At 60.0% G+C, this 21,744-nt stretch carries 27 protein-coding genes and 2 pseudogenes; 19 read left to right on the forward strand and 10 right to left on the reverse strand.

Annotated elements, in window-relative coordinates:
• Nucleotides 1-3: 3 nt before the first annotated feature.
• Genes F7P65_RS13690 through F7P65_RS13700 form a run of 3 tightly spaced genes read right to left on the reverse strand, consistent with a single transcriptional unit; the run spans nt 4 to nt 2,581 of the window.
• Nucleotides 4-789 carry an SDR family NAD(P)-dependent oxidoreductase gene (locus F7P65_RS13690; RefSeq protein WP_205452069.1) on the reverse strand — a complete coding sequence of 262 codons (786 nt, stop codon included), beginning with the start codon at nt 787-789 and terminating at the stop codon, nt 4-6.
• Nucleotides 786-1,991, reverse strand: a complete 1,206-nt coding sequence (locus F7P65_RS13695; RefSeq protein ID WP_150292608.1) for a zinc-dependent alcohol dehydrogenase — start codon at nt 1,989-1,991, stop codon at nt 786-788. The genes F7P65_RS13690 and F7P65_RS13695 overlap by 4 nt, the downstream gene beginning before the upstream one ends.
• Complete coding sequence (locus tag F7P65_RS13700) at nt 1,991-2,581, reverse strand: SRPBCC family protein (protein ID WP_150292610.1); 591 nt, start codon at nt 2,579-2,581, stop codon at nt 1,991-1,993. The genes F7P65_RS13695 and F7P65_RS13700 overlap by 1 nt, the downstream gene beginning before the upstream one ends.
• Before the next feature lie 226 nt (nt 2,582-2,807).
• Between F7P65_RS13700 and F7P65_RS13705 the strand changes: the two genes are divergently transcribed.
• Genes F7P65_RS13705 through F7P65_RS13725 form a run of 5 tightly spaced genes read left to right on the forward strand, consistent with a single transcriptional unit; the run spans nt 2,808 to nt 6,404 of the window.
• Complete coding sequence (locus F7P65_RS13705; RefSeq protein ID WP_150292612.1) at nt 2,808-3,356, forward strand: hemerythrin domain-containing protein; 549 nt, start codon at nt 2,808-2,810, stop codon at nt 3,354-3,356.
• Between the two features lie 21 nt (nt 3,357-3,377).
• On the forward strand, nt 3,378-3,641 hold the full coding sequence (locus F7P65_RS13710; RefSeq protein ID WP_150292614.1) for a hypothetical protein: 264 nt from the start codon (nt 3,378-3,380) through the stop codon (nt 3,639-3,641).
• Nucleotides 3,638-3,829: a hypothetical protein gene (locus F7P65_RS13715; protein ID WP_150292616.1), complete on the forward strand. Its 192-nt coding sequence runs from the start codon at nt 3,638-3,640 to the stop codon at nt 3,827-3,829. The genes F7P65_RS13710 and F7P65_RS13715 overlap by 4 nt, the downstream gene beginning before the upstream one ends.
• Before the next feature lie 6 nt (nt 3,830-3,835).
• Nucleotides 3,836-4,357 (forward strand): CinA family protein, encoded by a 522-nt coding sequence (locus F7P65_RS13720; RefSeq protein WP_150292618.1) that lies wholly within the window; start codon nt 3,836-3,838, stop codon nt 4,355-4,357.
• Complete coding sequence (locus tag F7P65_RS13725) at nt 4,350-6,404, forward strand: NAD(+) synthase (RefSeq protein WP_150292620.1); 2,055 nt, start codon at nt 4,350-4,352, stop codon at nt 6,402-6,404. The genes F7P65_RS13720 and F7P65_RS13725 overlap by 8 nt, the downstream gene beginning before the upstream one ends.
• 414 nt (nt 6,405-6,818) lie before the next feature.
• Here the strand turns inward: F7P65_RS13725 and F7P65_RS13730 are convergent, their stop codons facing one another.
• Nucleotides 6,819-7,451, reverse strand: a complete 633-nt coding sequence (locus F7P65_RS13730; protein ID WP_150292622.1) for a tyrosine-type recombinase/integrase — start codon at nt 7,449-7,451, stop codon at nt 6,819-6,821.
• Nucleotides 7,452-7,601: 150 nt separating this feature from the next.
• Here F7P65_RS13730 and F7P65_RS13735 point away from each other — a divergent pair, with 150 nt between their 5' ends.
• Nucleotides 7,602-8,219 carry a restriction endonuclease gene (locus F7P65_RS13735; RefSeq protein ID WP_162854621.1) on the forward strand — a complete coding sequence of 206 codons (618 nt, stop codon included), beginning with the start codon at nt 7,602-7,604 and terminating at the stop codon, nt 8,217-8,219.
• A 45-nt stretch (nt 8,220-8,264) separates the two neighbouring features.
• A pseudogene (locus F7P65_RS13740) lies at nt 8,265-9,623 on the forward strand (IS1380 family transposase); the annotation flags it as partial.
• A gap of 98 nt (nt 9,624-9,721) precedes the next feature.
• On the opposite strand, the gene F7P65_RS13745 reads toward F7P65_RS13740, so the two are convergent.
• Nucleotides 9,722-10,081, reverse strand: coding sequence for a winged helix-turn-helix transcriptional regulator (locus tag F7P65_RS13745; RefSeq protein WP_162854622.1), 360 nt, complete (start codon nt 10,079-10,081; stop codon nt 9,722-9,724).
• Nucleotides 10,082-10,191: 110 nt separating this feature from the next.
• Between F7P65_RS13745 and F7P65_RS13750 the strand changes: the two genes are divergently transcribed.
• From F7P65_RS13750 to F7P65_RS13765, 4 genes are read left to right on the forward strand one after another with little or no spacing between them, the layout of a single operon-like run.
• Nucleotides 10,192-11,019 carry an SDR family NAD(P)-dependent oxidoreductase gene (locus tag F7P65_RS13750; RefSeq protein WP_150292626.1) on the forward strand — a complete coding sequence of 276 codons (828 nt, stop codon included), beginning with the start codon at nt 10,192-10,194 and terminating at the stop codon, nt 11,017-11,019.
• 55 nt (nt 11,020-11,074) lie between these two features.
• Nucleotides 11,075-11,527 (forward strand): nuclear transport factor 2 family protein, encoded by a 453-nt coding sequence (locus F7P65_RS13755; protein ID WP_240334294.1) that lies wholly within the window; start codon nt 11,075-11,077, stop codon nt 11,525-11,527.
• Entirely contained in the window at nt 11,524-12,360 is an 837-nt protein-coding gene (locus tag F7P65_RS13760; protein ID WP_150292628.1) for an SDR family NAD(P)-dependent oxidoreductase, read from the forward strand. The genes F7P65_RS13755 and F7P65_RS13760 overlap by 4 nt, the downstream gene beginning before the upstream one ends.
• Before the next feature lie 39 nt (nt 12,361-12,399).
• Nucleotides 12,400-13,299 carry an NAD-dependent epimerase/dehydratase family protein gene (locus tag F7P65_RS13765; RefSeq protein WP_150292630.1) on the forward strand — a complete coding sequence of 300 codons (900 nt, stop codon included), beginning with the start codon at nt 12,400-12,402 and terminating at the stop codon, nt 13,297-13,299.
• An 89-nt stretch (nt 13,300-13,388) separates the two neighbouring features.
• Here the strand turns inward: F7P65_RS13765 and F7P65_RS22050 are convergent, their stop codons facing one another.
• A complete protein-coding gene (locus F7P65_RS22050; RefSeq protein WP_162854608.1) occupies nt 13,389-13,613 on the reverse strand; it encodes a hypothetical protein in 225 nt (74 codons plus the stop codon).
• On the opposite strand from F7P65_RS22050, the gene F7P65_RS22640 reads away from it, so the two are divergent.
• A complete protein-coding gene (locus F7P65_RS22640; RefSeq protein WP_420853319.1) occupies nt 13,597-13,809 on the forward strand; it encodes an alpha/beta fold hydrolase in 213 nt (70 codons plus the stop codon). The two genes, F7P65_RS22050 and F7P65_RS22640, sit on opposite strands and share 17 nt — an antisense overlap.
• 72 nt (nt 13,810-13,881) lie before the next feature.
• Complete coding sequence (locus F7P65_RS13775; RefSeq protein WP_150292634.1) at nt 13,882-14,118, forward strand: hypothetical protein; 237 nt, start codon at nt 13,882-13,884, stop codon at nt 14,116-14,118.
• A gap of 57 nt (nt 14,119-14,175) precedes the next feature.
• Here the strand turns inward: F7P65_RS13775 and F7P65_RS13780 are convergent, their stop codons facing one another.
• The 3 genes from F7P65_RS13780 to F7P65_RS22055 are packed head-to-tail and all read right to left on the reverse strand — an operon-like array spanning nt 14,176 to nt 15,434.
• Complete coding sequence (locus tag F7P65_RS13780) at nt 14,176-14,715, reverse strand: nuclear transport factor 2 family protein (protein ID WP_150292636.1); 540 nt, start codon at nt 14,713-14,715, stop codon at nt 14,176-14,178.
• Nucleotides 14,716-14,727: 12 nt separating this feature from the next.
• Nucleotides 14,728-15,258 carry an acyl-CoA dehydrogenase family protein gene (locus tag F7P65_RS13785; RefSeq protein WP_240334297.1) on the reverse strand — a complete coding sequence of 177 codons (531 nt, stop codon included), beginning with the start codon at nt 15,256-15,258 and terminating at the stop codon, nt 14,728-14,730.
• Nucleotides 15,231-15,434, reverse strand: coding sequence for a hypothetical protein (locus tag F7P65_RS22055; protein ID WP_162854609.1), 204 nt, complete (start codon nt 15,432-15,434; stop codon nt 15,231-15,233). Before F7P65_RS22055 ends, F7P65_RS13785 begins: the two co-directional genes overlap by 28 nt.
• Before the next feature lie 168 nt (nt 15,435-15,602).
• On the opposite strand from F7P65_RS22055, the gene F7P65_RS13790 reads away from it, so the two are divergent.
• Both F7P65_RS13790 and F7P65_RS13795 read left to right on the forward strand, forming a co-directional pair.
• The gene (locus F7P65_RS13790; RefSeq protein WP_150292641.1) at nt 15,603-16,451 is read left to right on the forward strand and encodes a hypothetical protein; all 849 of its coding nucleotides are present in this window, start codon (nt 15,603-15,605) and stop codon (nt 16,449-16,451) included.
• Between the two features lie 48 nt (nt 16,452-16,499).
• Nucleotides 16,500-17,567 (forward strand): alkene reductase, encoded by a 1,068-nt coding sequence (locus F7P65_RS13795; protein ID WP_150292643.1) that lies wholly within the window; start codon nt 16,500-16,502, stop codon nt 17,565-17,567.
• 131 nt (nt 17,568-17,698) lie between these two features.
• Here F7P65_RS13795 and F7P65_RS13800 read toward each other — a convergent pair.
• Nucleotides 17,699-18,001 (reverse strand): annotated as a pseudogene (locus tag F7P65_RS13800) (VirB4 family type IV secretion/conjugal transfer ATPase); the annotation flags it as partial.
• 254 nt (nt 18,002-18,255) lie between these two features.
• Between F7P65_RS13800 and F7P65_RS13805 the strand changes: the two are divergent.
• From F7P65_RS13805 to F7P65_RS13820, 4 genes are all read left to right on the forward strand, one after another.
• Nucleotides 18,256-18,543 carry a hypothetical protein gene (locus tag F7P65_RS13805; protein ID WP_162854624.1) on the forward strand — a complete coding sequence of 96 codons (288 nt, stop codon included), beginning with the start codon at nt 18,256-18,258 and terminating at the stop codon, nt 18,541-18,543.
• Nucleotides 18,540-19,337, forward strand: coding sequence for an SDR family NAD(P)-dependent oxidoreductase (locus F7P65_RS13810; protein WP_150292646.1), 798 nt, complete (start codon nt 18,540-18,542; stop codon nt 19,335-19,337). The genes F7P65_RS13805 and F7P65_RS13810 overlap by 4 nt, the downstream gene beginning before the upstream one ends.
• A complete protein-coding gene (locus F7P65_RS13815; RefSeq protein WP_150292648.1) occupies nt 19,334-20,785 on the forward strand; it encodes an FAD-dependent oxidoreductase in 1,452 nt (483 codons plus the stop codon). Before F7P65_RS13810 ends, F7P65_RS13815 begins: the two co-directional genes overlap by 4 nt.
• 149 nt (nt 20,786-20,934) lie before the next feature.
• Nucleotides 20,935-21,744 (forward strand): TonB-dependent receptor (locus tag F7P65_RS13820; protein WP_150292650.1); only part of this gene is annotated, 810 nt, incomplete at its 3' end.

Here is a 21,744-nt window from a genome sequence, read left to right on the forward strand (position 1 = left end):
CCGTCAGTCCTGCCGCGCGCTTCCCGGTTCCGCCATCTTGCGATGCTGTTCCGCCAGGACGGAAGCGGGCGTGACATTGGCGACGGCCTGTTGAATCTTGTTCTTCCATCCCGAGACGACCGACGCCTTGCCGCTCATCACCGCGTCATAGCCGTCCCGTGCGACGTCCGCCGGATCGCTCTTGTCGGGATCGGCGCCAACCTTCGTGTCGCTCATATTGGCGCGGTCGAAAAACTCCGTCTCGACCGGGCCGGGCATCAAGGTGGTCAATGTCACGCCCTTTGCCTCCTTGATCTCGTTGCGCAGCGCATCGGTGAAATTGTCCACGAACGCCTTGGTCCCATTATAAACCGCATTGAAGGTGCCGGGCATGAAGCCGGCGATGGAGCCCGTTACCAAAATCTTGCCGCTATTCCGCGCGACCATTTGCCTGAGCACTTTCTGAAGCAGATAGAGCGTGCCGGTGACGTTGGTGTCGATGACATGGCGCCATTGGTCGACAGGCTGTTCCAGAAAGCCATGGCCAAGGCCATGGCCTGCATTGGCGCAGAGCAGGTCGATCTGCCGGGCCCCGGCCGCAAGCAGCAGACGGTCAACTCCGTCGATGGTGGCAAGGTCCGCTTCGAGCGTTTCTACCGATACACCGAAATGGTCCAATCCCGCTGACCCGTCGGTAAAGCCCGTGTCGGCGACAAGCAGAAGGTCATAGCCGTCCTTCGCCGCCAGCCTGGCCAGTTCAAGCCCGATGCCGGTAGATGCGCCTGTTACGATTGCGAATTTGTCCGTCATGATTTCTCTCCCGGTGCTGGGGCCAGGGCCATGCCGGGCTTCAGCACGATCTTGGTCACTTCATTCTGCTGGTCGTGGAACATCTTGTAGCCCTCAGTCGCCTGTTCCAACGGCATGCGGTGGCTGATGAGGAAGGTGGTGTCGATCTTGTCTTCCATGATCGCGTTCAGCAATGCGGGCATATAATGCTGCACATGTGTCTGGCCGGTCTTGAGCGTCAGCCCCTTTTCCATGAAGGCGCCCAGCGGGAATTTGTCTACGAAGCCGCCATAGACCGCCGGCATGGAAACCCGCCCGCCCTTGCGGCAGGCAAGGATGGCCTGCCGGATCGAATGGGCGCGATCGGTTCCCATGAAGGTCGATACCTTGATCTGGTCCCAGACATTGTCGGCAAAGAAGCCATGCGCTTCCAGCCCCACAGCGTCGATGCAGGCGTCAGGACCGATGCCGCCGGTCATCTCCATCAGTGCTTCGTAGGTCTTGCTTTCCTCATAATTGATCGTCTCCGCGCCGAACTTCCTCGCCAGATCGAGCCGACGTGGAAAATGATCGATCGCGATCACTCGCTCGGCGCCCATGAGGAAGGCCGACTGGACGCAGAACAGGCCCACCGGCCCGCAACCCCAGACGGCGACCGTGTCACCCGGCTCGATTTCGGCATATTCCGCCGCCTGCCAGCCGGTCGGCAGGATGTCGGACAGGAACAGCACCTTGTCGTCCTCGACCCCATCGGGAATGATGATAGGCCCGACGTCCGAAAAGGGCACGCGCACATATTCCGCCTGCCCCCCGGCATAGCCGCCCGTCATGTGGCTGTAACCGAACAGCCCTGACATGGGCTGGCCGTAAATTGCCTGTGCTATGTCCTGATTGTCGGCGGGCAGACCATTGTCGCAGGCCGAATATTGATGTTTGGAACAATGAAAGCATCCGCCGCAGGCGATGGTGAAGGGCACGACGACACGCTGCCCCTTTTTCAACGATGATCTAGAGCCGGTCTCGACCACTTCGCCCATGAATTCATGGCCCAATATGTCGCCGGCCTTCATGGTCGGGATATAGCCGTCATAAAGATGAAGGTCAGAACCGCAGATCGCGGTGGAGGTGATCCGGATGATGGCATCGCGCGGATTGATGATTTCGGGATCGTCGACCGTCTCCACGCGGACGTCATGCTTCCCGTGCCAGGTGAGCGCGCGCATCAGTCCGTCTCCTCTTCATGCTGGCTGCGGGTCCGTGCACTCGTCGCGATCTCGCCTGTTTCCATCAATTGCTTGAAGCGCCTCAGGTCCCGTCGGGCCTGGATCGCCGGTTCGCGCTGGAACATCTTCGCGATGACCTTGCCGATAATCCCGGCAGGCGGATCATAGAGAATGGTCGCGACGACCCAGCTTCCCCTGCCGCCGGGTGCGTCCAGAAATTCGACGCGGCCGCTGTTGGGCACGTCGGCCCCTTCCTCGGAAGTCCAGGCGATCGTCCGGCCAGGCACGTCTTCCGTAATGATGGAGGTCCATTGCACGGTCCGCGCGCCGGGCGCCTTGACCGTCCAGCGCGAACGCTTCTCGTCCAGAAGCTCGACTGCGACCACATTGTCCATGAACGCGGGCAGGTTCGTGAAATCACGCCAAAAGTCGTAGAGCGGCTGACGAGGGCGGTTGATGGTCACCGTCTTGCCGCTGAGGCTATGACCTTGCGCCTCGGGCAGCTTGTCCGCCGCCGCCCCGGCGCCTCCCGCCTTCTCCACCGTCAAGGGGGCATCATCGCGCCCCGTGCTGTCCCGCACGTCGCCCATGAACATTCTCCTGATCTTGGTTCATGGACACAAATAACGGCCGGCTTCCCCTGTTCCGTCGATCCAATAAAATAACCGGAATTTGCGGTCGAATGAAGGATGACGGGCAAATGAGGCAGATAAAACTGATGTAAATTACTTTCGCCCCACATAGGCCGCCGATGAAGAAGCGCGGAAGGAACAGGCGCGATCCAGCCTCGTTGACGCCCTGCATCATTGGAGGAACATGATGGCTCTGTCTCATATGTCTTCGTGGAAGGGCGCTGGCATCGGCGCCGGCCTCGCGCTGATTGGCATGGTCGGGCGCAAGCTGGCGGTTCAGGCGCCTACCGCGCTGGCGGGCGACTGGGACAAGGCGCTTGCGGCGGAACATCGGATGGCGCTCGGCCTGTTCGACAAATTGCAGGATAGTCATGGGAGCGCCAGCGGACGGCGCACGATGCTGCTGATGCAGCTCAAGCATGCGCTGGGGAAACATGCGATGGAGGAGGAAAATGCCATCTATCCAGCGCTGCGCGAAGCGGGAATGCAGGCGGAAGCGGACGCGCTCAACACCGATCATGGTTATGTGAAGCAACATCTCTACGATCTGACCGATCTGGTGAAGGATGACGCCGCTTTCCAGGCCAGGCTCTCCGCCTTCCGCACCGATATCGAACGCCATATGCGGCAGGAGGAGGACGACCTTTTCCCCAAGCTCAAGGCTGCGCTGGACCGGAAGGCGACCACGCGCCTTACCCGGCGGATGAACCAGGAAGGGTTGAAGCTCGCCTGAGCAGGACAAGGAGCGACTATCATGGAAGACAGGAGCCGCAACGAGCGCGTCGTCCCGACGAAACAGACGCGCGATCCCAATATTTCCACCGAAAATCAGCCGGAAGGCGCCGCGCGCCGGCCAAGCGATACATTGGACCGCGAACCTGACCGCGATCCCCAGAGCGGCGCGCCCATTCCCTCCAACTACGATCCCGCGACGATGACGCGGCGGGGCGAGGAAGACGACAGCCGCGTAGGCCGGGAAGGCGCGGGGGCGATGGGGCGGCAAGGAGATGAGAAATGACCGATAAGGAAAAGGATATGCCGGAGCAGTCCGGCACGGGCGGTGGGAATGTCGCGCGCGACATCGGCTCCCGTGACGAGGAAAAATCGGCGACCGGGGCTGACCCTGAACCCACTCGAGTGACCAAACAGGACAAGGTGCAACCGGATACCGGAACCCAATCAGATCATGAGGGGGCGCAGCGCTGAGCCATCATGGAAGGCCCAGCGGAAACCCTGTCCCCCGCGCTGCCTAATGAAGTCGAGCGAGACGCGGAACGCCTGCTCAGGGCCAGTTGCGAGCGCCAGCTGAAACTGGGCACTGCCGAAAGCTGTACCGGCGGTCTACTCGCGTCGCTCCTCACCGATGTGGAGGGGGCAAGTCACGCCTTCGAGCGGGGCTTTGTCGTTTATAGTGAGGAGGCAAAGTGCGAATTGCTGGGCATCGCCAAGGATCGCATCGACAGGTGCGGCGCGGTCAGCCGGGAAGTCGCCATTGCCATGGCCAAGGGGGCGTTGCAGGGCTCCCACGCCGATATCGTCCTGGCCGTCACCGGCTATGCAGGAGCAGCGCCCGTCGGCGAAGAAGCCGGGCTGGTCCATCTGGCCTGCGCCCGCCGCGGCGGTGCGATCGAGCATCTGGAGATGCATTACGGCGACATCGGGCGCGGTCCGATCAGGATCGCCACGATCCGGACAGCCCTCAAAATGATGATGGATGCTTTAGGTCATGACTGAACCCTTCCAGTCCCTTCGCCGGCATGGCCTGGTGCGGGTAGCCGCCGCAACCCCGGCTGCCAGCGTCGCGGACGTCGGGGCCAATGCCAAAGCGATACTCGATCTGGCTCGCCCGGCTCAGGATGCGGGCGCCGATCTCATCGTCTACCCGGGACTCTGCCTGTCCTCCTACGCCATAGACGACCTTCATCTTCAAGAGACACTGCTGGACCGGGTCGAAGCGGAGATCGACCGGTTGTGCGAGGCCAGCGTAGACCTGCCCGTCCTGTTGGTCGGTGCGCCAATCCGATACGGCGCGCGGCTCTATAATTGCGCGCTGGCGATAGCGGGCGGCAAAGTGCTGGGCGTGGTGCCTAAAAGCTACCTGCCCAACTATCGCGAATATTATGAGAAGCGCTGGTTCGCGCCCGGAGTTGGCATGCAGGGGCTGGAGATCATCCTAGCCGGCCGCCGCGCGCCGTTTGGCACTGACCTCCTGTTCGCGGCGGACGACATGGCGGATTTCATCTTTCATATGGAAATCTGCGAGGATGTCTGGGGGCCGCTGCCGCCCTCCACCTTCGGGGCGCTGGCGGGCGCGTTGATCCTCTGCAACCTGTCGGCATCCAACATCACCATCGGCAAGGCGCGGGACCGGCATCTGCTCGCGGCGGCCCAATCGGCGCGCTGCCTTGCAGCCTATGCCTATTCCGCGGCGGGCGTGGGCGAAAGCACGACCGACCTTGCCTGGGACGGGCAGGCGATGGTGCATGAAATGGGCGAGTTGCTGATCGAGTCCACTCGTTTTGGCGACGAGCCCGAAATCATCTATGCCGATGTCGATGTGCAGCGATTGCGGCTCGAACGCATGCGTAACGGCACCTTTCATGACAATGCGGCGGCGTCGGGCTATCCCGAACGACGGTTTCGCACCATTGGTTTTCCTTGCCGCCCGCCTGCGCAAGATGACAGGCTTTATCGAACCGTCCGCCGCTTCCCGTTCGTGCCTGCCGATCCGCTGCGCCTCGACGCCGATTGCTATGAAGCTTTCAACATCCAGGTGGAGGGGCTCGTCACCCGCTTCCGCGCGACAGCGGGCCGGCATTTCGTGATCGGGGTCTCGGGCGGTCTCGATTCTACCCATGCGCTGATCGTCGCTGCCAAGGCGTGCGATCGGCTGGGCCTGCCGCGGTCTTCGATACTGGGCTATACCATGCCCGGCTTTGCGACCGGCGAACATACCAGGTCCAACGCCTGGGCGCTGATGCGGGCGCTGGGCGTCGCCGGAGAAGAAATCGACATCCGCCCGGCCGCCATGCAGATGCTCAAGGACATGGACCATCCTTATGCAAGGGGCGAGCCGGTTTATGACATCGCCTTCGAAAATGTGCAGGCGGGCCTCCGCACCGATTATCTATTCCGTCTGGCCAATCGTCATGGTGGCTTCGTGGTCGGAACGGGCGATCTGTCCGAACTGGCGCTGGGCTGGTGCACCTATGGCGTGGGCGACCAGATGAGCCATTATAGCGTGAACAGCGGCGTCCCCAAGACGCTGATGCAATATCTGATCCGCTGGTGCATCGCGACCGATCAGTTCGACGCCCCGACCAAGGCGATCCTGTCCGCTATCCTGGACACGGAAATCTCGCCCGAATTGGTGCCGGCCGACTCCAGCGGCGCGATGCAGAGCACCGAAAGCCGCGTGGGCCCCTATGCGCTCAATGATTTCTTCCTGCATCATATTGTGCGTGCGGGCCTGCCGCCGTCGAAGGTCGCCTTCCTCGCCTGGCATGCCTGGCGTGACCCTGCCAAGGGGGATTGGCCGCCCGGCTATCCCGATAGCGCGAAACTGGCTTACGATCTCCCCACCATCCGCCACTGGCTGGAAAATTTTCTGTTCCGCTTCTTCACGATCAGCCAGTTCAAGCGGTCCGCTTTGCCCAACGGTCCCAAGGTGTCAGCGGGCGGGGCGCTCTCTCCTCGCGGTGACTGGCGGGCGCCATCGGATTCCACCGCAACCCTTTGGCTGGAGGAACTGGCGGCGGCTTTCCCAGCCGACGAGAAATAATTGTCCCGCGACGCGACTAGATGGCCTTGAACGGTTTCGAACAGGCGCACCCTGCCCCGTGCTCGGCGACAATCCGCATCGGTCTTCCGGCGGCTCACAGCGCTCTACTGAAATGTTTTTCCAGCCAAATGGAAGCACGCCGGGCGCGGCGACCCCCATGTGTATAGTTCCTCCCCGATTATGTCCAACCCCGACAAGCCAACATTGGACGGCTGAAAAACGGCGGCTTTTCAACATTAGATGCTCCAGATTCGGCTGAGAAAAAATCCCAGCCCCAGTCAGAGCCGTCGTTTTGTGATGTTATCTGGGTGTCCGGTTACAGGACCACCCAGATTGAGTTGGGGCGGCTAGAAATTGCGCCTGACAGACGCGAATGGAGTCTGGCTCCTCGCAGACGCGAGGAGTCAGCCGACTTCAAATTTCCGTACCTTCTGCCAGAGTCAGAGCGTCCTCCACATCCACGCCGAGATATCTGACCGTGCTTTCAATCTTCGTATGGCCCAGCAGAATCTGGACCGCGCGGAGGTTTCCAGTCGCCTTGTAAATGATCGATGCCTTTGTTCTCCTCAGGGAGTGCGTGCCATAATCCTCGCCCGGCAGACCAATGCCCGTCACCCACTCATCCACCAGGCGGGCATATTGGCGGGTGCTCATGTGGTTCTTATGATCGGTACGGCTGGGGAAGACGTAATCCTCCAGCGCACCGCCCCTCAGTTCCAACCATCGCAGCAGGCTGGCGCGGGCATCGTCCATCAGTTCGAACTGAACAGGCCGCCCGGTCTTTTGCTGAACGACGATAGCCCGTGTCCGAATTGTCCGGTCGCAAACGATGTCGCCGATCTTGATCTTCACCAGGTCGCAGCCGCGGAGCTTGCTATCGATGGCGAGGTCAAAGAGGGCGCGATCCCGGAGCCGCCCATTTTGATCAAGAAAGAAGCGGATTGCCCAGATTTGGCGTGGTTTGAGCGCACGCTTTGCACCTACTTTGCGCCCAGTGTTCCACGACACTCGTTCGCGTGCGGCGGGATCAAATTCTGATAATCCCATGACACTTCTCCTCGGGCCACAATGGCCCGACAGAAGAACGCTCGAAGGGAGCGACCCTTCCTTGCCGCTCAGCGGCCGAATTCTCATTACCAAGTGCCGACCGTCGGCTATGCGTTTCAGAAAGTCTGCATCACCGTTAACAGGATTGCCATGCCCGCCGCGACCTCGCTCTCAGAAATGTTCACCGACTGGGGTGGGTTCGAGCAGTTCGTGGCAGAACTCCACCGCACGGGCTCCGTGAGCGTCGAACATAACGTCACGCTGATCGGAAGGTCGGGCGCTTCACGCCAAATTGACGTGCTGGTTCGTCATAAGGAAGGGCTTTACGAGCACCTAATCGTCGTCGAATGCAAGTTCCGCAAATCACCGATCAAGCGCGAGCAGGTCGATGCCATGGCGACGACAATCCGCGAAGTTGGTGCGTCGCGCGGTGTCATCTTCTCTACGTGCGGTTTTCAGAGCGGTGCGATTCGGGAGGCTGCGCATCAGAATATCAGTCTCTATGTTGTCCGACCGCTAGAAGATGATGAATGGGGCAAGCCGGGCCGACATATCGACCTCTGGCTGCACTTGATCTCGATCTCGATCGGTAATTTCAAAGTGCCGGGATCACTGTTGGCCGGACCGCCGCCTAATGGCCCGTTTGCCTTGTCCCTGGATGCAACGAAGGAAGGCCGCTCCTCCAGAACGCCGCTCAAAATCCTAGCCTCTGTTATTCACCGGAGCGCGAGAGGGGGTTGGCGGGAGTGGCCTAAAGCACTGTTCTGAAGTAGGAAATTGGTTGTCTACGCCATCTCCTGTTCAGGACAGAAAATGCCACAAGCCAAACCCGCCGGCAGCGAGGTGAGCGCGCCCCGGTTTTCGTTTCCAGCCATCGGACGCAAGAAAGTGAGCGCGGCATTCGACGGTGGCCGGTTGACCTCGGACGGCGGCGTTCTGCTGCTGGCACAGGCCGAGCGCGAGATGCGGATTTGCGCGCGGCTCGCCAGCTGTATTGCCGATCCGCGCGATCCCTCTCGGGTGATCCATGCGCTGGAAGACATCCTGCGGGCGCGGGTTCTGGCGATCTGCTGCGGCTACGAAGATGCCGACGACCTCGATGCTCTGCGCGACGATCCTGGCTTCCGCCTGGCGCTGGGCAAGCTGCCGGGCTCCGGCGCGGGCCTTGCCAGTCAGCCGACGATGAGCCGGTGGGAGAACGCGCCGACCACGCGCGAATTGGCGCGTATGATGGCCGCGATGGTCGGCATTTACTGTGCCAGCTATCCGGTGGCACCCAAGGCGGTGACGCTGGATATTGATGACACCTGCGACGTCGTTCACGGCTACCAGCAGCTTTCCTTCTGGAACGGGCATCATGGCGAACGCTGCTTCCTGCCGATCCATGTTTACGATACCGCGACAGGGCGGCCCGTGGCGATGCTGCTGCGTACCGGGAAGACACCATCGGGCGTTGAGGCGGCCGGGCACATTTGGCGTCTCGTTCGCCAGCTTCGTCGCCACTGGCCCGAAACGCACATCACCATCCGCGGCGACGGGCATTATGGCAGGCCCGAGGTCATGGCCTTCTGCGAGAAAGCCGGGGTCGATTACGTGTTCGGCCTGCCGACCAACGCCGCGCTGCGCGCCGATCCGGTCATCGTCGCTGCCGCCGATGCCTGCGCGGTCAAGCGCGCCGAGGAAGACCGGGTGGCCCTGCGCCACTATGCCGAAACCCGCTACGGCGCGAAGAGTTGGAAATGCCAGCGCCGGGTCGTTGCCCGGATTGAAGCCAGCATGCTTGGCATAGACATCCGCTATGTCGTCACCTCGCTGGCAGACGGCTCGGCCGAACATGTCTACGACACGCTGTACTGCGCCCGTGGTCAGGCCGAAAATCTGATCAAGATGCACAAGACCCAGCTCGCCAGCGATCGCGCCTCGTGCTGCTCGGCCAACGCCAACCAAATGCGGCTGATCCTGCATACCGCGGCCTACTGGCTGATGTGGCGCATCCAGCAGGCAATCCCCAAGACAACCGCGCTCGCCGTTGCTGAGTTCGCCACCTTGCGCTTGCGGCTGCTCAAGGTCACCGCCCGCGTCATCGAAACCGCCACACGCATTCGCATCGCGTTCGCGTCAGCTTGCCCCGAGGCCAGCACGTTTCAAACCGTTGCCGCCGCCTTCAGGCCGCTCCACACCTTAAAGACACAGAACATGACGTCAACGAACCAACCTCACACATTTTCGCAAATGTCAGAAGGCGGTCATCGGGCTGGGTGGTCAGCCAATCAACGTATAGCGGTGTCGAACAGTTTTCGTGCAGCGTCCAAATCGGAAAGGTTGTCCTTAGTCCACTGACACATAATGCGGGCGGTCTGAAGGAATGAGCGCCCCAGGCCTGTCAGTGCATATTCGACCTGCGGTGGAGCTGTCGGCAAGACAGAACGGTTAACCATGCCAAAGCGTTCCAACTCCCGCAAGGTTTGTGTCAGCATCTTCTGGCTGATGGGGGCCGCGCGGCGCCGCAATTCGGAGAAACGAAGCGGACCATCGTCTAGCGTATAAACCAGAAGCAGCGACCATTTATTGCCCACAAGGTCCATGATCTCCAGCGTCAACGCCTGATAGCCTATTTCCGTCATGCTCATCCCTTGGTTACCTCGAGGAAATCTTCACACTAAAAGGTGCCTGATTGCCGATGGAAACTACCTAGCATATAAATCAAAAAAATACGAATCTTGATGTTAGGAGAATTGTCTTGATCGACTTTGCGGGGAAAATTGCCCTTATAACTGGCGGCGGCGTCGGAATTGGTCGGGCGACATGTGAGGCATTCGCCAACGCGAACGCCACCGTCGTCACCATCGAGAAGGATGCCGCTCGAGCCGACGACCTACGAGCCGTGCTAGGCGACGATCATCTCGTTTTTAATGGGGACGTTACCGTTCAGGCCGATGTCGACGCACTGGCAAGCATGATTACAGAGCGGTTCGGTGGTCTCGATGTTCTTGTCAACAATGTCGGCGATTTCCTGCAGATCGTGAAACGATTTGAGGATCATAGCGACGAAGATATTGAGCGCCTCTACGCCGTCAACATGCGCCAGATCTTCTCGGTCTCGCGTGCCATGATCCCGTTGATCCGCAAGCGTGGCGCCGGTGGCAGCATTGTCAGCGTCTCGTCGATCGAGGGATTTCGCGGCATCCCGTTCAACTGCGTATATTCCACGTTCAAAACAGGTCTCACCGGTTTCACCAAGAGCCTCGCGCTCGATCTCGCGTCAGAGGGAATTCGGGTGAACCTGATTGCGCCCGAAACGACGGACACGCCGCAAGTTGCCATCAGCCAATATATAAAGCCGGAATATAAAGACTCGATCAAACAATGGATTCCGCTGGGCCGTTTCGGCACTCCGGAAGACATGGCAGGCGCCATTCTCTTTCTCGCAAGTCCGCTCGCGGCATGGATGACCGGCGCGGCGCTCAATATCGATGGCGGCGCACTGGCCGCGGCCGGCTGGTATCGTTCCGCCGAGGGCAAATGGACAAACGTGCCGGTGATTCCCACCGATGGCCTCATTTTCTGAAGCCCTTTGTGAAAGGGTTTGGCCGTTTGGATACCGCTCGAAAAAGGAGAGGGATATGATTAGAGAACAGGAAGACATGATAAGCCCGCAGGACGTCCTTGCGCTGCGCCGCACGGCCGAACTCTATGCCCGAGGCGCCGACCGCCGCTGCGCCGAGGACTGGCTTGCAACGATGGATCAGGACATTGAGATCACCGGCCCCGGTTTTTCCTTCAAGGGGCGCGAGGCGGCCCTCGGTTCGCTCGTCACGCTGGGGCAGATGTTCAAGTCCACGCGTCACATCGTCCACAATCAACTCGTCGAGATCGACGGTGATCATGCGTCGGGCGAAACCTATGCCACGGCCGAACATCGCATGGCTGGAGAAGGCGGCGATGTGCTTCTGTGCTGGGCGATCCGCTATCAGGACGAGTGGCGCCGTGAAGCCGGCCAGTGGCGCTTCACCCGTCGGGATTTGATTTTGGATTGGGAAGAGCTGCGCCCTTTGAAGACGGAGAATGCGATATGAACGGCGCCCTTTCCTGTAAGACCGCAGCCATTACCGGCGCGACCGGCGCCATCGCTACAGCTTCGGCCAAGCTTCTTGCGCGGGACGGGGCGCATGTTGCACTCATGGCGCGGCGGCAGGAAGGATTGGAACAGGCAGCAGCGGAAATCCGCGCCGCCGTGCCGGATGCAGCCCTCACCCTGATCATGGCCGATTGCTCCGATGAAACCGACGTCAAGTCCGCGCTGGAACAGGCTCACGCCGTCGCCGGGCGTCTGGACGTGATCTTTTCCACGATGGGCGGCGGCGGGTTCAAGCCGTTCATGATGATCGAGCCGCAAAACTTGCGCGACGAGTTCGAAGCAAACGTCGTTTCGGCATTCATCGCCATTCGCCACGGCGCTCCGCTGATGAAAAGCGGTGGCTCGATCATCCTCACCTCGTCCACTTCGGCGCACATGCCCTTCCCTTATCTTGGCGGCTATCATGTGGCCAAGGCGGCGGTGGAAGGACTGATGCGCGCCGCGGCAGAAGAACTGGGCGCGGCCGGCATTCGCGTGAACGCCATCCGTCCTGGCATGACGCGTTCGCACGGAACCGGCCCGATGTTCGACGACAGTCGGATGCTGGAGCCTTTCCTGGCCGAATATCCGCTCGGCCGCCTTGGCGAAGCGGACGACATCGCAGGCGCGGTGCGCTTCCTGGCAGGTCCGGAAAGCGGCTGGATGACGGGGCAAAGCTTCGCCATCGATGGTGGTAACGAACTGCGCAAGAACCCCGACCTGACCCCTATGGTCGAAGCGATCTTTGGCGTCGATGCGGTCGAGGCTGCGCGCGCTGCAAAACCACTCTGAAATCTTCCACGCAATCACGCAAAAAAGAAAGAAAATTAGATGAAAGTCCTAGTAGTAGGTGGCACCGGCGCTCTGGGCGGGCATGCCGCTATCCACTTGGCCAGCAAAGGCCATGACGTTACGATTGGTGGACGCAATGCCGCCAATCCGGCCACGCCTATGGCAAAATTCCCGATACTCAAAGGCGATTATGTTGCCGGCGATTATACCCCTGACCGCCTCAAAGGCTTCGATTGGGTCGTCTTCGCCGCTGGCAACGATCCGCGCCATGTACCGGCGGACACCGATTTCTTCGACTTCCTCCACAAGGCCAATCACATAGCCGTGCCGGCATTTTTCGCTGCCTGCCGCGAAGCAGGCGTGAAGCGCGCCATCCAGTTGGGCAGCTACTATCACATGGCCAGTCCCGAACTGATCGAAGGCAACCGCTACATTCAGTCGCGAAAGGCCGCATGCGAGGGCGCGCGCGCAGAAGGCGCGCCGGGATTCGACGTTGTCAGCGTCAACGCGCCATTCATGGTTGGCACCGTGCCGGGTCTGCCCTCGATGATCTTCGAGCCTTTCGTGCAGTGGGCCACAGGCAAGCTGCCGATCGAATATTATGGACCTGCCGGCGGCACCAACTTCATGTCGTTCCTGTCGCTGTCGGAAGCGATCGAGGGCGCACTCGAACGCGGCGAGCCTGGCAAGGCCTATCTCGTGGGTGATGAGAATCTGACCTTCACCGAATATTTCCAGATGTACTTCGATGCCGCCGGTAGCCAGATAAAGCTGGAAGAACGCGATGCCGAACACCCGCTCCTTCCCGACATCGCCATTCCGCAGGGACGCGGCAACTGGGTGCGCGTCAATCCGGATCCGGCCGAAGTCGCTCTGCTGGGCTATCGTCGTCATGACGTGTCACACGCGATCAGGGAGATAGTGGAGCAGTTCCGTTGACGCTGCTCCTTCTGCAATAATTTTCGATCTGTTTGACAGCCAATGATGCCGAAAGTGAGCTTCGCTTTCGGCATCCTTCCCTTCAGCTACTATGTTCGCAGTCGGAAACTGGTGGCGACGTCGGTTCCGCAATGACCGCAGGCAGCTGCTATGACGCGTTCGGTCTTGTCGGGCGCCTCTGCCAGCGAGCGATGCTTGCCTTCGCGCGGCGTTCGCTTGCCTGCCTTGTCCGTGCCGCGCTGGCGCAGCATGGACATGTGATCGATGCAGATACGACGCAGGATGACGATCGAGGCGATGGCAGATCGTGCCATTCGGGCGTTGACCGATCCCGCGATCGTAGTCGGTTTCTCGATGGGCGGCTATGTGGCGCGTTCCATCGCCTATCGCGCACCGGACAAGGTGAAGGGACTGGCGCTCATCGCCACATCATCCCGGGCGCATGCGCCGAGCGCAATACGGCCAAGATGGAGGATGGTCGATCCAATTATGCATCGTTTCTTTGCCTAGTTTTATTTAAGCTCGATGTCGAATGAGATGCGCTGGGTGGCGCATTCCGCGTCGTCGGTCATGGATGAGGCCATGAACCTGGTCGACTGCCTGCGCGGGCATCTGGCATGTTTGTCGCCCGCACAGTTCGACCGGCTCGTCGCCAATGCGGCAACGCTCTTTCTCGAGACCGTCTACCAGATCGGCAGCAAAGGGCTGTTCAGCCGCAGCCCGAAGGAAGCCGAAGCCATCATCGACGATACGATGGACCAATGCATGGGTGTCCTGGTCGGGCCGGGCCGACAGCCCACGCCCGGGACAGCGTGCTGATCGGCCCATCGCCTGATCGGCAACCGGACCTGTAGCCCGCGCCCCACGCCCGATGCGTCAGGCGCCGTCTGTCGTCCAAGTTATGAGATGGCTGACATCGCGGCGTTCTTCGGGTTTGCGCCCGACCTTTTTGAGATAGTGGAAATCCACCTTGATTGCCGGATCGAGCGGCATGTTCACCTCGATCACCCGGTCATATTCGGACCGTGCGATGAGCCACTCGCCGCCCACGCGCTGATAGCTGTCGTGATAGATGGCGCTGCCGAACGTGTGCAAATTGGTATCGAGATGGATGAATATATCCTCCAGGTACCAGATACCTTCGGCCGTATCGCGCCCCGTGAAGGTGATTTCGGGCATATGGCCGTGGTGCATCGCGACGGCGTCTGAATTGAAGGAATTAGCAAGAAACTCGACGAGGTTGTCGCGGCCGTCCATCTGACAGCGATAGGTGCCGCCCCGATAGTCGATATGCGCTGTTTCAGTGAACAACGCGGCGAGCGCGCTCCATTGCCCGGTGTCCATGAAGCGGAAATAGCGGTGCTTCAGGACTTTGATGTCTTCAAGATCTGGCAGTTGCTCAATCGTGTAGGGCATGGGGTCATCCTCTCATCGAAATGCTTCCGAGCGCTCGCCACCTGCCGCCATTGCCTTGCCGCTCACCGGTGGGACCGGCATGTCCACAAAGGGCGCCTGCCCGATGGAGAGCGGTGCGCTCGCCAGATTTGGTTCTGCGGTAATGCGAATGCCCGGCGCACGGGCATCGACGGACGCCAGCACATGCGCGCCCGCTCCATCGGGATCGCGCGCAGGGGCACAAGCAAGATCCGCCACCGTCGCGTGTGCGACGAACAGTTTTCGCCCGGTCAGCGAAAACCCATCACACTTGGACGCGAGCGCCAGGTTGATGGTCGCCAGGTCGTCACCACCGCCCGCCTCATACCAGGCCGGCACGACAACAAGGGATCCATCCGCGATCCCCGGCAGCCAGCTTGCGCGCTGCTGGTCGCTGCCCGCTGCCGCGATCAGCCGGGCGGAAAAGAACGCACTTTCAAAATGAGGGGTGGGAACTAGAAAGCGACCAAACTCCTGCGCGGCGATGGCCGTTTCGATCATGCCCAATCCTGAGCTGCCATGCACTTCCGCAATGCCGAGTCCCAGAAAACCCGCATCCCCAGGCTGCGCCAAATTTCGGTCATGGGGGCAGCCGGATCAAGTTCGGCCCGCCGAACCGCCCTGTTATCCGACCCGGCCTCACACATGCCGCGCAGACTGTCGGGCAGCATTTCCTGTTCTTCCGTGAAATCGAGATTCATGTTCGTCCAGCACCCATTCCCAAACCGGCCAACGATGCACGACTCTCGGCCCTTCAACATGCCCCAATCCCGGACATGGCCTCGAAGAAACGATATCGACATTAGCTGCCGGCCCACTTACAGTACCATCGTTACTATTTTTGACGGCATGGTCAAGTGGCAGATGCGATGAGCGAGAAAATTGAAGGCAACCTCCCCGCGCGACGCGGACCGACGGTCGAGGATCTGGCGCTTGCACCGCCTGTAGAACTGGGCACCGTCCTCTTCTCGCTGGTTGAGCCGCACGCCGGACATGAGCGTGATTTCAGTCGCTGGTATGAACGGGATCATTTCTATGCCGGCTGCATGGCGGGCGCCGACTTTTTTTCCGGAAGGCGCTTCGTGGCGCCGCGAGATTTGAAGCAACAGCGCACCGGAAGCGGTGTGGCAGACGGCCCTGAAATCAGCGGGGGGTCGTTCCTCAATCTATACTGGATTTTGAAGGGCCGGCGGGAAGCTGCCCTTTCATGGTCGGTGGAGCAGGTACGGCGCCTCGCCCGTCAGGGGCGTATGGGGCCCCCCACGCGCAGCATTTCGACCGGCTTTTACGATTATGTGCGCGGTCATTTTTCAAATCACGAGCCAATCCCGGCCGAACTGGCGCTTGAATATCCCTATCGGTCCGCGCTTGCACTTCTGATCGACAGGGACGAAAATGCGGATGAAAGCGCATTCGTGACTGCGCTGGAACAACTACTCGCACCTCTGCATGGCGAACCCCGTAGTATGTCGCTCTGGTTCAGGCCTCTCCAGCTTCCGCCCAATGCGCCACGCATCGCGATTCCAGTCTCGCAGTGTGAACTGGATCGACGATGGCTGGTTCTCGCCTTTTCGGATGCCGATGCGTGGGACGGCAAGACCTGGGCCATCGATGGTCTCGACGATGCGTTGACCTCCGCTCAACTCGGTACCGTGCGTCTTATGGCGCCTTTCCGTCCTATTTTGCCCGGCATCGACGATTATAGCGACCGGCTGTGACAATCACCGGGCTCGACTTTTCCATTTTCACCAAAGAGGGATACTAAGGTGACGCCTTCTCTATTCGACCCCGTCCAACTGGGCGATCTTTACTTGGCAAACCGAATCGTCATGGCGCCGCTCACGCGTAGCCGCGCCGGTACCGGAGATGCACCTACCGCGCTCAACGCGGAATATTATGCACAGCGCGCCAGCGCCGGCCTCATCATCGCGGAAGGAACCCAGCCCAGTGCGAACGGCAAGGGATATTGCCGGACGCCTGGGATCTACACGCCGGCGCAAATCGACGGATGGAAACGCGTCACGGATGACGTGCATGCTGCCGGCGGAAAGATTGTGCTCCAGATCATGCACTGCGGGCGCATCTCAAGCCGGCTCAACAAGGAGGAAGGCGCACGCACGGTTGCCCCCTCCGCAATCCGCGCCAAGGGCCAGATCTACACCGATGAGGCGGGAATGGTGGATTTCGACGAGCCACACGCGCTCACCACCGGGGAAGTGCAGGACGTCATCGACGAATATCGCGCCGCCGCCGCCGCCGCGATCAAGGCTGGTTTTGACGGCGTAGAACTCCATGCCGCAAGCGGCTATTTGCCGATGCAGTTCCTTTCCACCGGTTCGAACCTGCGCACCGACATCTACGGCGGAACGGCCGAGAATCGCTGCCGCTTCGTAATTCAAACGCTCAGGGCAATGGCCACCGAAATTGGCTCAGGCCGCGTAGGCATCCGTATCTGCCCCGGCAACCCACTGCACGATATCCAGGATGCAGATCCTGTCGACACCTATTCAACACTGCTCAAGGCCGCATCTTGCCTCAATCTGGCCTATGTTCATTTGATACGCCTATCCGACATAGGTTTTGACGCGCTGGCATTGTGTCGCGAGAATTTCGCTGGTTCGCTCATCCTGAATGAAAGTCTGAATGAAGAATCGGCCAGCCGCCATCTGGCAGCCGGCAGCGCCGAAGCCGTCTCGTTCGGTAGATTTTATATCTCCAATCCCGATCTCGTAGCGCGCTTTCGGGTCGGTGCAGCACTTGCCCGTTTTGATCGCAGCACGCTCTACACACCCGGCCCGCAAGGCTATACGGACTATCCCACGTTCAATCTGTGACCGGCATAAAAGGAAGGAACCAACCATCCGTCCTTCCTGCTGAACGCACTTCAGTTTTTTCGGGAAAAAGCATCCAAAGGTTCAACGTGCGTATCCAACTCGCCGCAGCGGCCACGCAACCTCAATCACCCATACTCCCGGATACCGAACAGACTAACGAAGCGGCTTTCATCATGGGCGCGCACCTCAACTGTCTCGCGGCCGAAGATGACGCGCTCACCGTAAATGGCGGAACCGAGAGGGCCACGAACCAGCGGCGCCCGAGCTGCCCGTCCCATCATCACCAGCTCGAGCACCTCGAGCGGCTGCGAGAACATCAGGCCATTATGTTCGTAGAGGCTGAGGCGCTGCGGACGGCAGCGAGCCAGAAGCTTCTCGATGTCGCGAGCCTTGTCCTCGAAGCGTGCTAGTTCGGCTTCGTCGACCTCCTGGCCTTCTTTCCGAACGGTGGACAAGCGTTTGGGGTATTTCTTGCTCCCAAATTGACCAGATTGCAGGCGTCATAGGCACACTTTAACAGCTGTGCGGCGCATTAAGCGGCATGCGGCACGCGTGATTTTTGCGTATTTCGATGATTCTTGACAACGAATAAGTACCGATGTTATCGTAAGTAAGTTCCTAGATAATATATAGCAGCGAATGATCCTAGACTCCCGAAAAAAGGAAGCAGGACGGAGAGGACGAGCAAATGGCCACGCCTGTTATTGCATGGTGCAGAGCGTGGTTCCCGCCACTGATGCGCGGCACGGCGACCGCGGTCATCTATCTGGTCATCAACATCGTCGGATTCGGCCTGGGCATCCAGCTTATGGGCCTGTTGGGCGATGCGCTCGTCCATCTCGGGCCGAATTCACTGCGCTATGCGCTCACCATCATGGTGGCCGCGACCCTCTGCGCGGCGTTCAATTTCATCCTGGCGGCCCGCATGCTGCGTGGAGAACTCGCCGCCGCCACACTCAACGAGGAAATAGCATGACCGGCAAACTTGATGGACGCGTCGCCATCGTAACGGGCGGCGCGCGTGGCATGGGCGAGGCAACGGTGCGCCGGCTGGCCAACGATGGAGCGATCGTGGTGATCGCGGATATGCTGGACAACGATGGCAAGGTGCTGGCGGAAGAGATCGGCGGGAACGTCGCTTATTATCACCTCGATGTGCGCGACGAGGCACAATGGCACGCGCTCGTCGCCGATCTCGATACCCGGTTCGGGCGGATCGACATCCTCGTTAACAATGCCGGCATTTCGCATCACATGGCGCTGGAGGAAATCTCATCGGCAGATGCCGCGCGGGTGATCAATATCAACCTGATCGGTCCGATGATGGGCATGGGCGCGGTGGCCGTGGTAATGAAGCGCCGGCGCGCGGGAGTAATCGTCAACATCTCCTCGGTTGATGGCCTTCGCGGCTCCAACGCCAAGGGTGCCTATGCCGCAAGCAAATGGGGCCTGCGCGGCCTGTCCAAGGTCGCGGCGATAGAGTTTGGCGGCCACTGCATCCGGGTTAATTCGGTGCACCCCGGCGCAATCAACACGCCGATGTCAAACCCGACGGGCTCGCCCGTGGATGCGATAAACGCGCGGATGACAATGGTGCCGATGCATCGCATGGCCGATCCGGACGAGGTCGCGGCGGTGACGGCTTTCCTGGTCAGCGACGATGCCTCCTATGTGTCGGGAGCCGAGATTGCGGTCGATGGTGCATGGAGCGCCGGCTACATTCAGCCGATGCTGCCCGGCGCACCATTGCAGCTGGGTGACACGCAGTGAGCGCGACGCGCTTGATCCGGGACAGCGCGGTAACCCGTTGGGATGATAGCGTCGACGTTCTCATTCTGGGTTTTGGCTGCGCCGGAGGCTCGGCCGCGATCGAGGCACGGCGTGGCGGCGCTCGGGTGATGATCGTCGAGCGTTCCAGTGCTCCCGGCGGCAGCTCTGCACTATCGGGCGGTGTAATCTATTGCGGCGGCGGTACGGCAATTCAGCGCGCCTGCGGTTTCGAGGACAGCGTCGAGGCAATGCGCGCTTATCTGATGGCGTCAACCGGTGCATGCCCCAACGAGGATAAAATCGACCTCTATTGCCGCGAAAGCGCGGCGCATTTCGACTGGATGGTCTCGCTCGGCATCCCGTTCAAGCCAAGCTATTGGCCACATAATTACGAGCCGACGACCGATGACTGTCTTTATTATTCGGGCAGTGAGGAATGTGCTCCATTTAATCAAATTGCCCGGCCTGCGCCGCGCGGCCATACCGTTCAGGCCGAGGGTTCGTGCATGGGCGGCGGCGTGATGATGCGCGTGATTGCTGACGTTGCCGTGCGCGAAGGCGTTGAAGTTTTGACCGATGCCAACTGCAGAGCGCTTATAACGTCCGATGATGGATCAATTATAGGGGCGCAGGTGCGTTGCGACGGCGAAACGCGCCACATTCGCGCGCGCGGGGGCGTCGTAATCGCGACCGGCGGATTCATTATGAACCGCGAGATGGTGGCTCGGGTGGCGTCGAGTGCTTTGCATACTTCTCCGTTGGGCAACCCATTCGATGACGGGTCTGGCATACTACTCGGCGAAGCGGCGGGAGGGGCCACCGCCAACATGCACGCCGCGATTTACAGTTGCCCGGTGTTGAACCCACCCAATTTGATCTGTGGTATATTGCTCAATGAACGCGGCCAGCGGTTTCTTCCAGAGGACGTCAACCATAAACGCCTCGGCGAACATACCGTGCTACGCCAGGATGGACGAATCTACTTACTGGTAGACAGCGAGGTATTCGAAAAGCCGGTTGGTTCCCGCCCGATCGTCGCCACCGGCGACACCCCCGAGGAGTTGGAGGACGAATTAGGCTGGCCACGCGGATCTATTGGAGCGACGCTCCAAGTATATAACGATCACGCGCGCAACGGTCACGATCCACTATTTGGTAAAAAGGCAAAATTTATCAAACCACTCGACGTGGCGCCCTATGCCGTGTTCGATTGCGGTATCGAAGCGACCGGAGTCTATTATTCATTCACTCTTGGTGGGCTCCGTACGCTCCCCACCGGCGAAGTTTTGACCGCCGAGGGCAATGTCTTGCCAGGTCTATACGCGATTGGTCGCGCGACTTCGGGTCTTAGTGCCCAATCGGGCGGATCAAGTGGACTGCAATTGGCCGAAGGCACCTTTTTCGGACGGCTAACGGGCCGGACAATCGCAGCCGCGCTCCATTTGTAGTTCTTGCTTACTATTACAGATCTTCGACGTGATTCTATAAATATAGGATAAGTTCCAGTTTTCTTGCAGCATCTTGAACCGATCGCCAGTCGCCTGACCGAACAGTCGCGATGGCAGCGCAGTAACTATAATACTAAAGGGGAGAAGAAATGATGACGCCGAGATTTATTGCAATCCTGCTCAGCAGCACCGCGTTCATATCACAGGCTGCGATAGCTCAGGAACTTACGGCTCCTGCCGCCGCTGGCGGCGGCGTGGAGGACATCGTTGTCACCGCACAGCGTCGCGAGGAGAATCTTCAGCGGGTGCCGATTGCGGTCACAGCGCTCACTGCGAAGGCGATCGAGCAACGCCGGATCATGGACGTAGCCGATCTCAACAACCTGGCGCCTGGCCTCAATGTAAGCACGACATCGGGTGCTTCGCCGATTATCACGGTTCGCGGCCTGAATGGCGGCGGCGTCGTTCTACCTGGCATTGACGGGCCGATCGCGCTCTATATCGATGGTATCTACATCGCCCGCACTGTGGGTTCATTGTTCGACCTTGCCGAAATCGAACGGATCGAGGTGCTGCGGGGCCCACAGGGCACATTATTCGGTCGCAATGCCACCGCAGGCGCGATCAGCTTCATCACCAAAGGACCGACCGGTGAATGGGGCCTGAAACAGGATTTCTCGGTCGGCAACAATGATTATTTCCGCACCCGCACGACCCTGAACCTGCCTGAATGGAATGGTTTGTCGGCTTCGGTCACTTATATGCATATTGAGCAGGATGGTCCGGTCAGGAACCTCCAGAATAGCGCATATGATTTCTCGGCAGTCACCAATGGCCGCATTGGCGTAATCAGATCGGCGCGGACGCTTGGTCTCAAAAACGAAGAAGGTGTCCAGGTCGCAGTTCGTTACGAGCCTTCGAGTGATATTAAGTTCTGTCCGTCGTCAGAACATTTGGCG

The organism is Sphingobium estronivorans (genome assembly GCF_008692605.1).
Taxonomy (GTDB): domain Bacteria; phylum Pseudomonadota; class Alphaproteobacteria; order Sphingomonadales; family Sphingomonadaceae; genus Sphingobium; species Sphingobium estronivorans.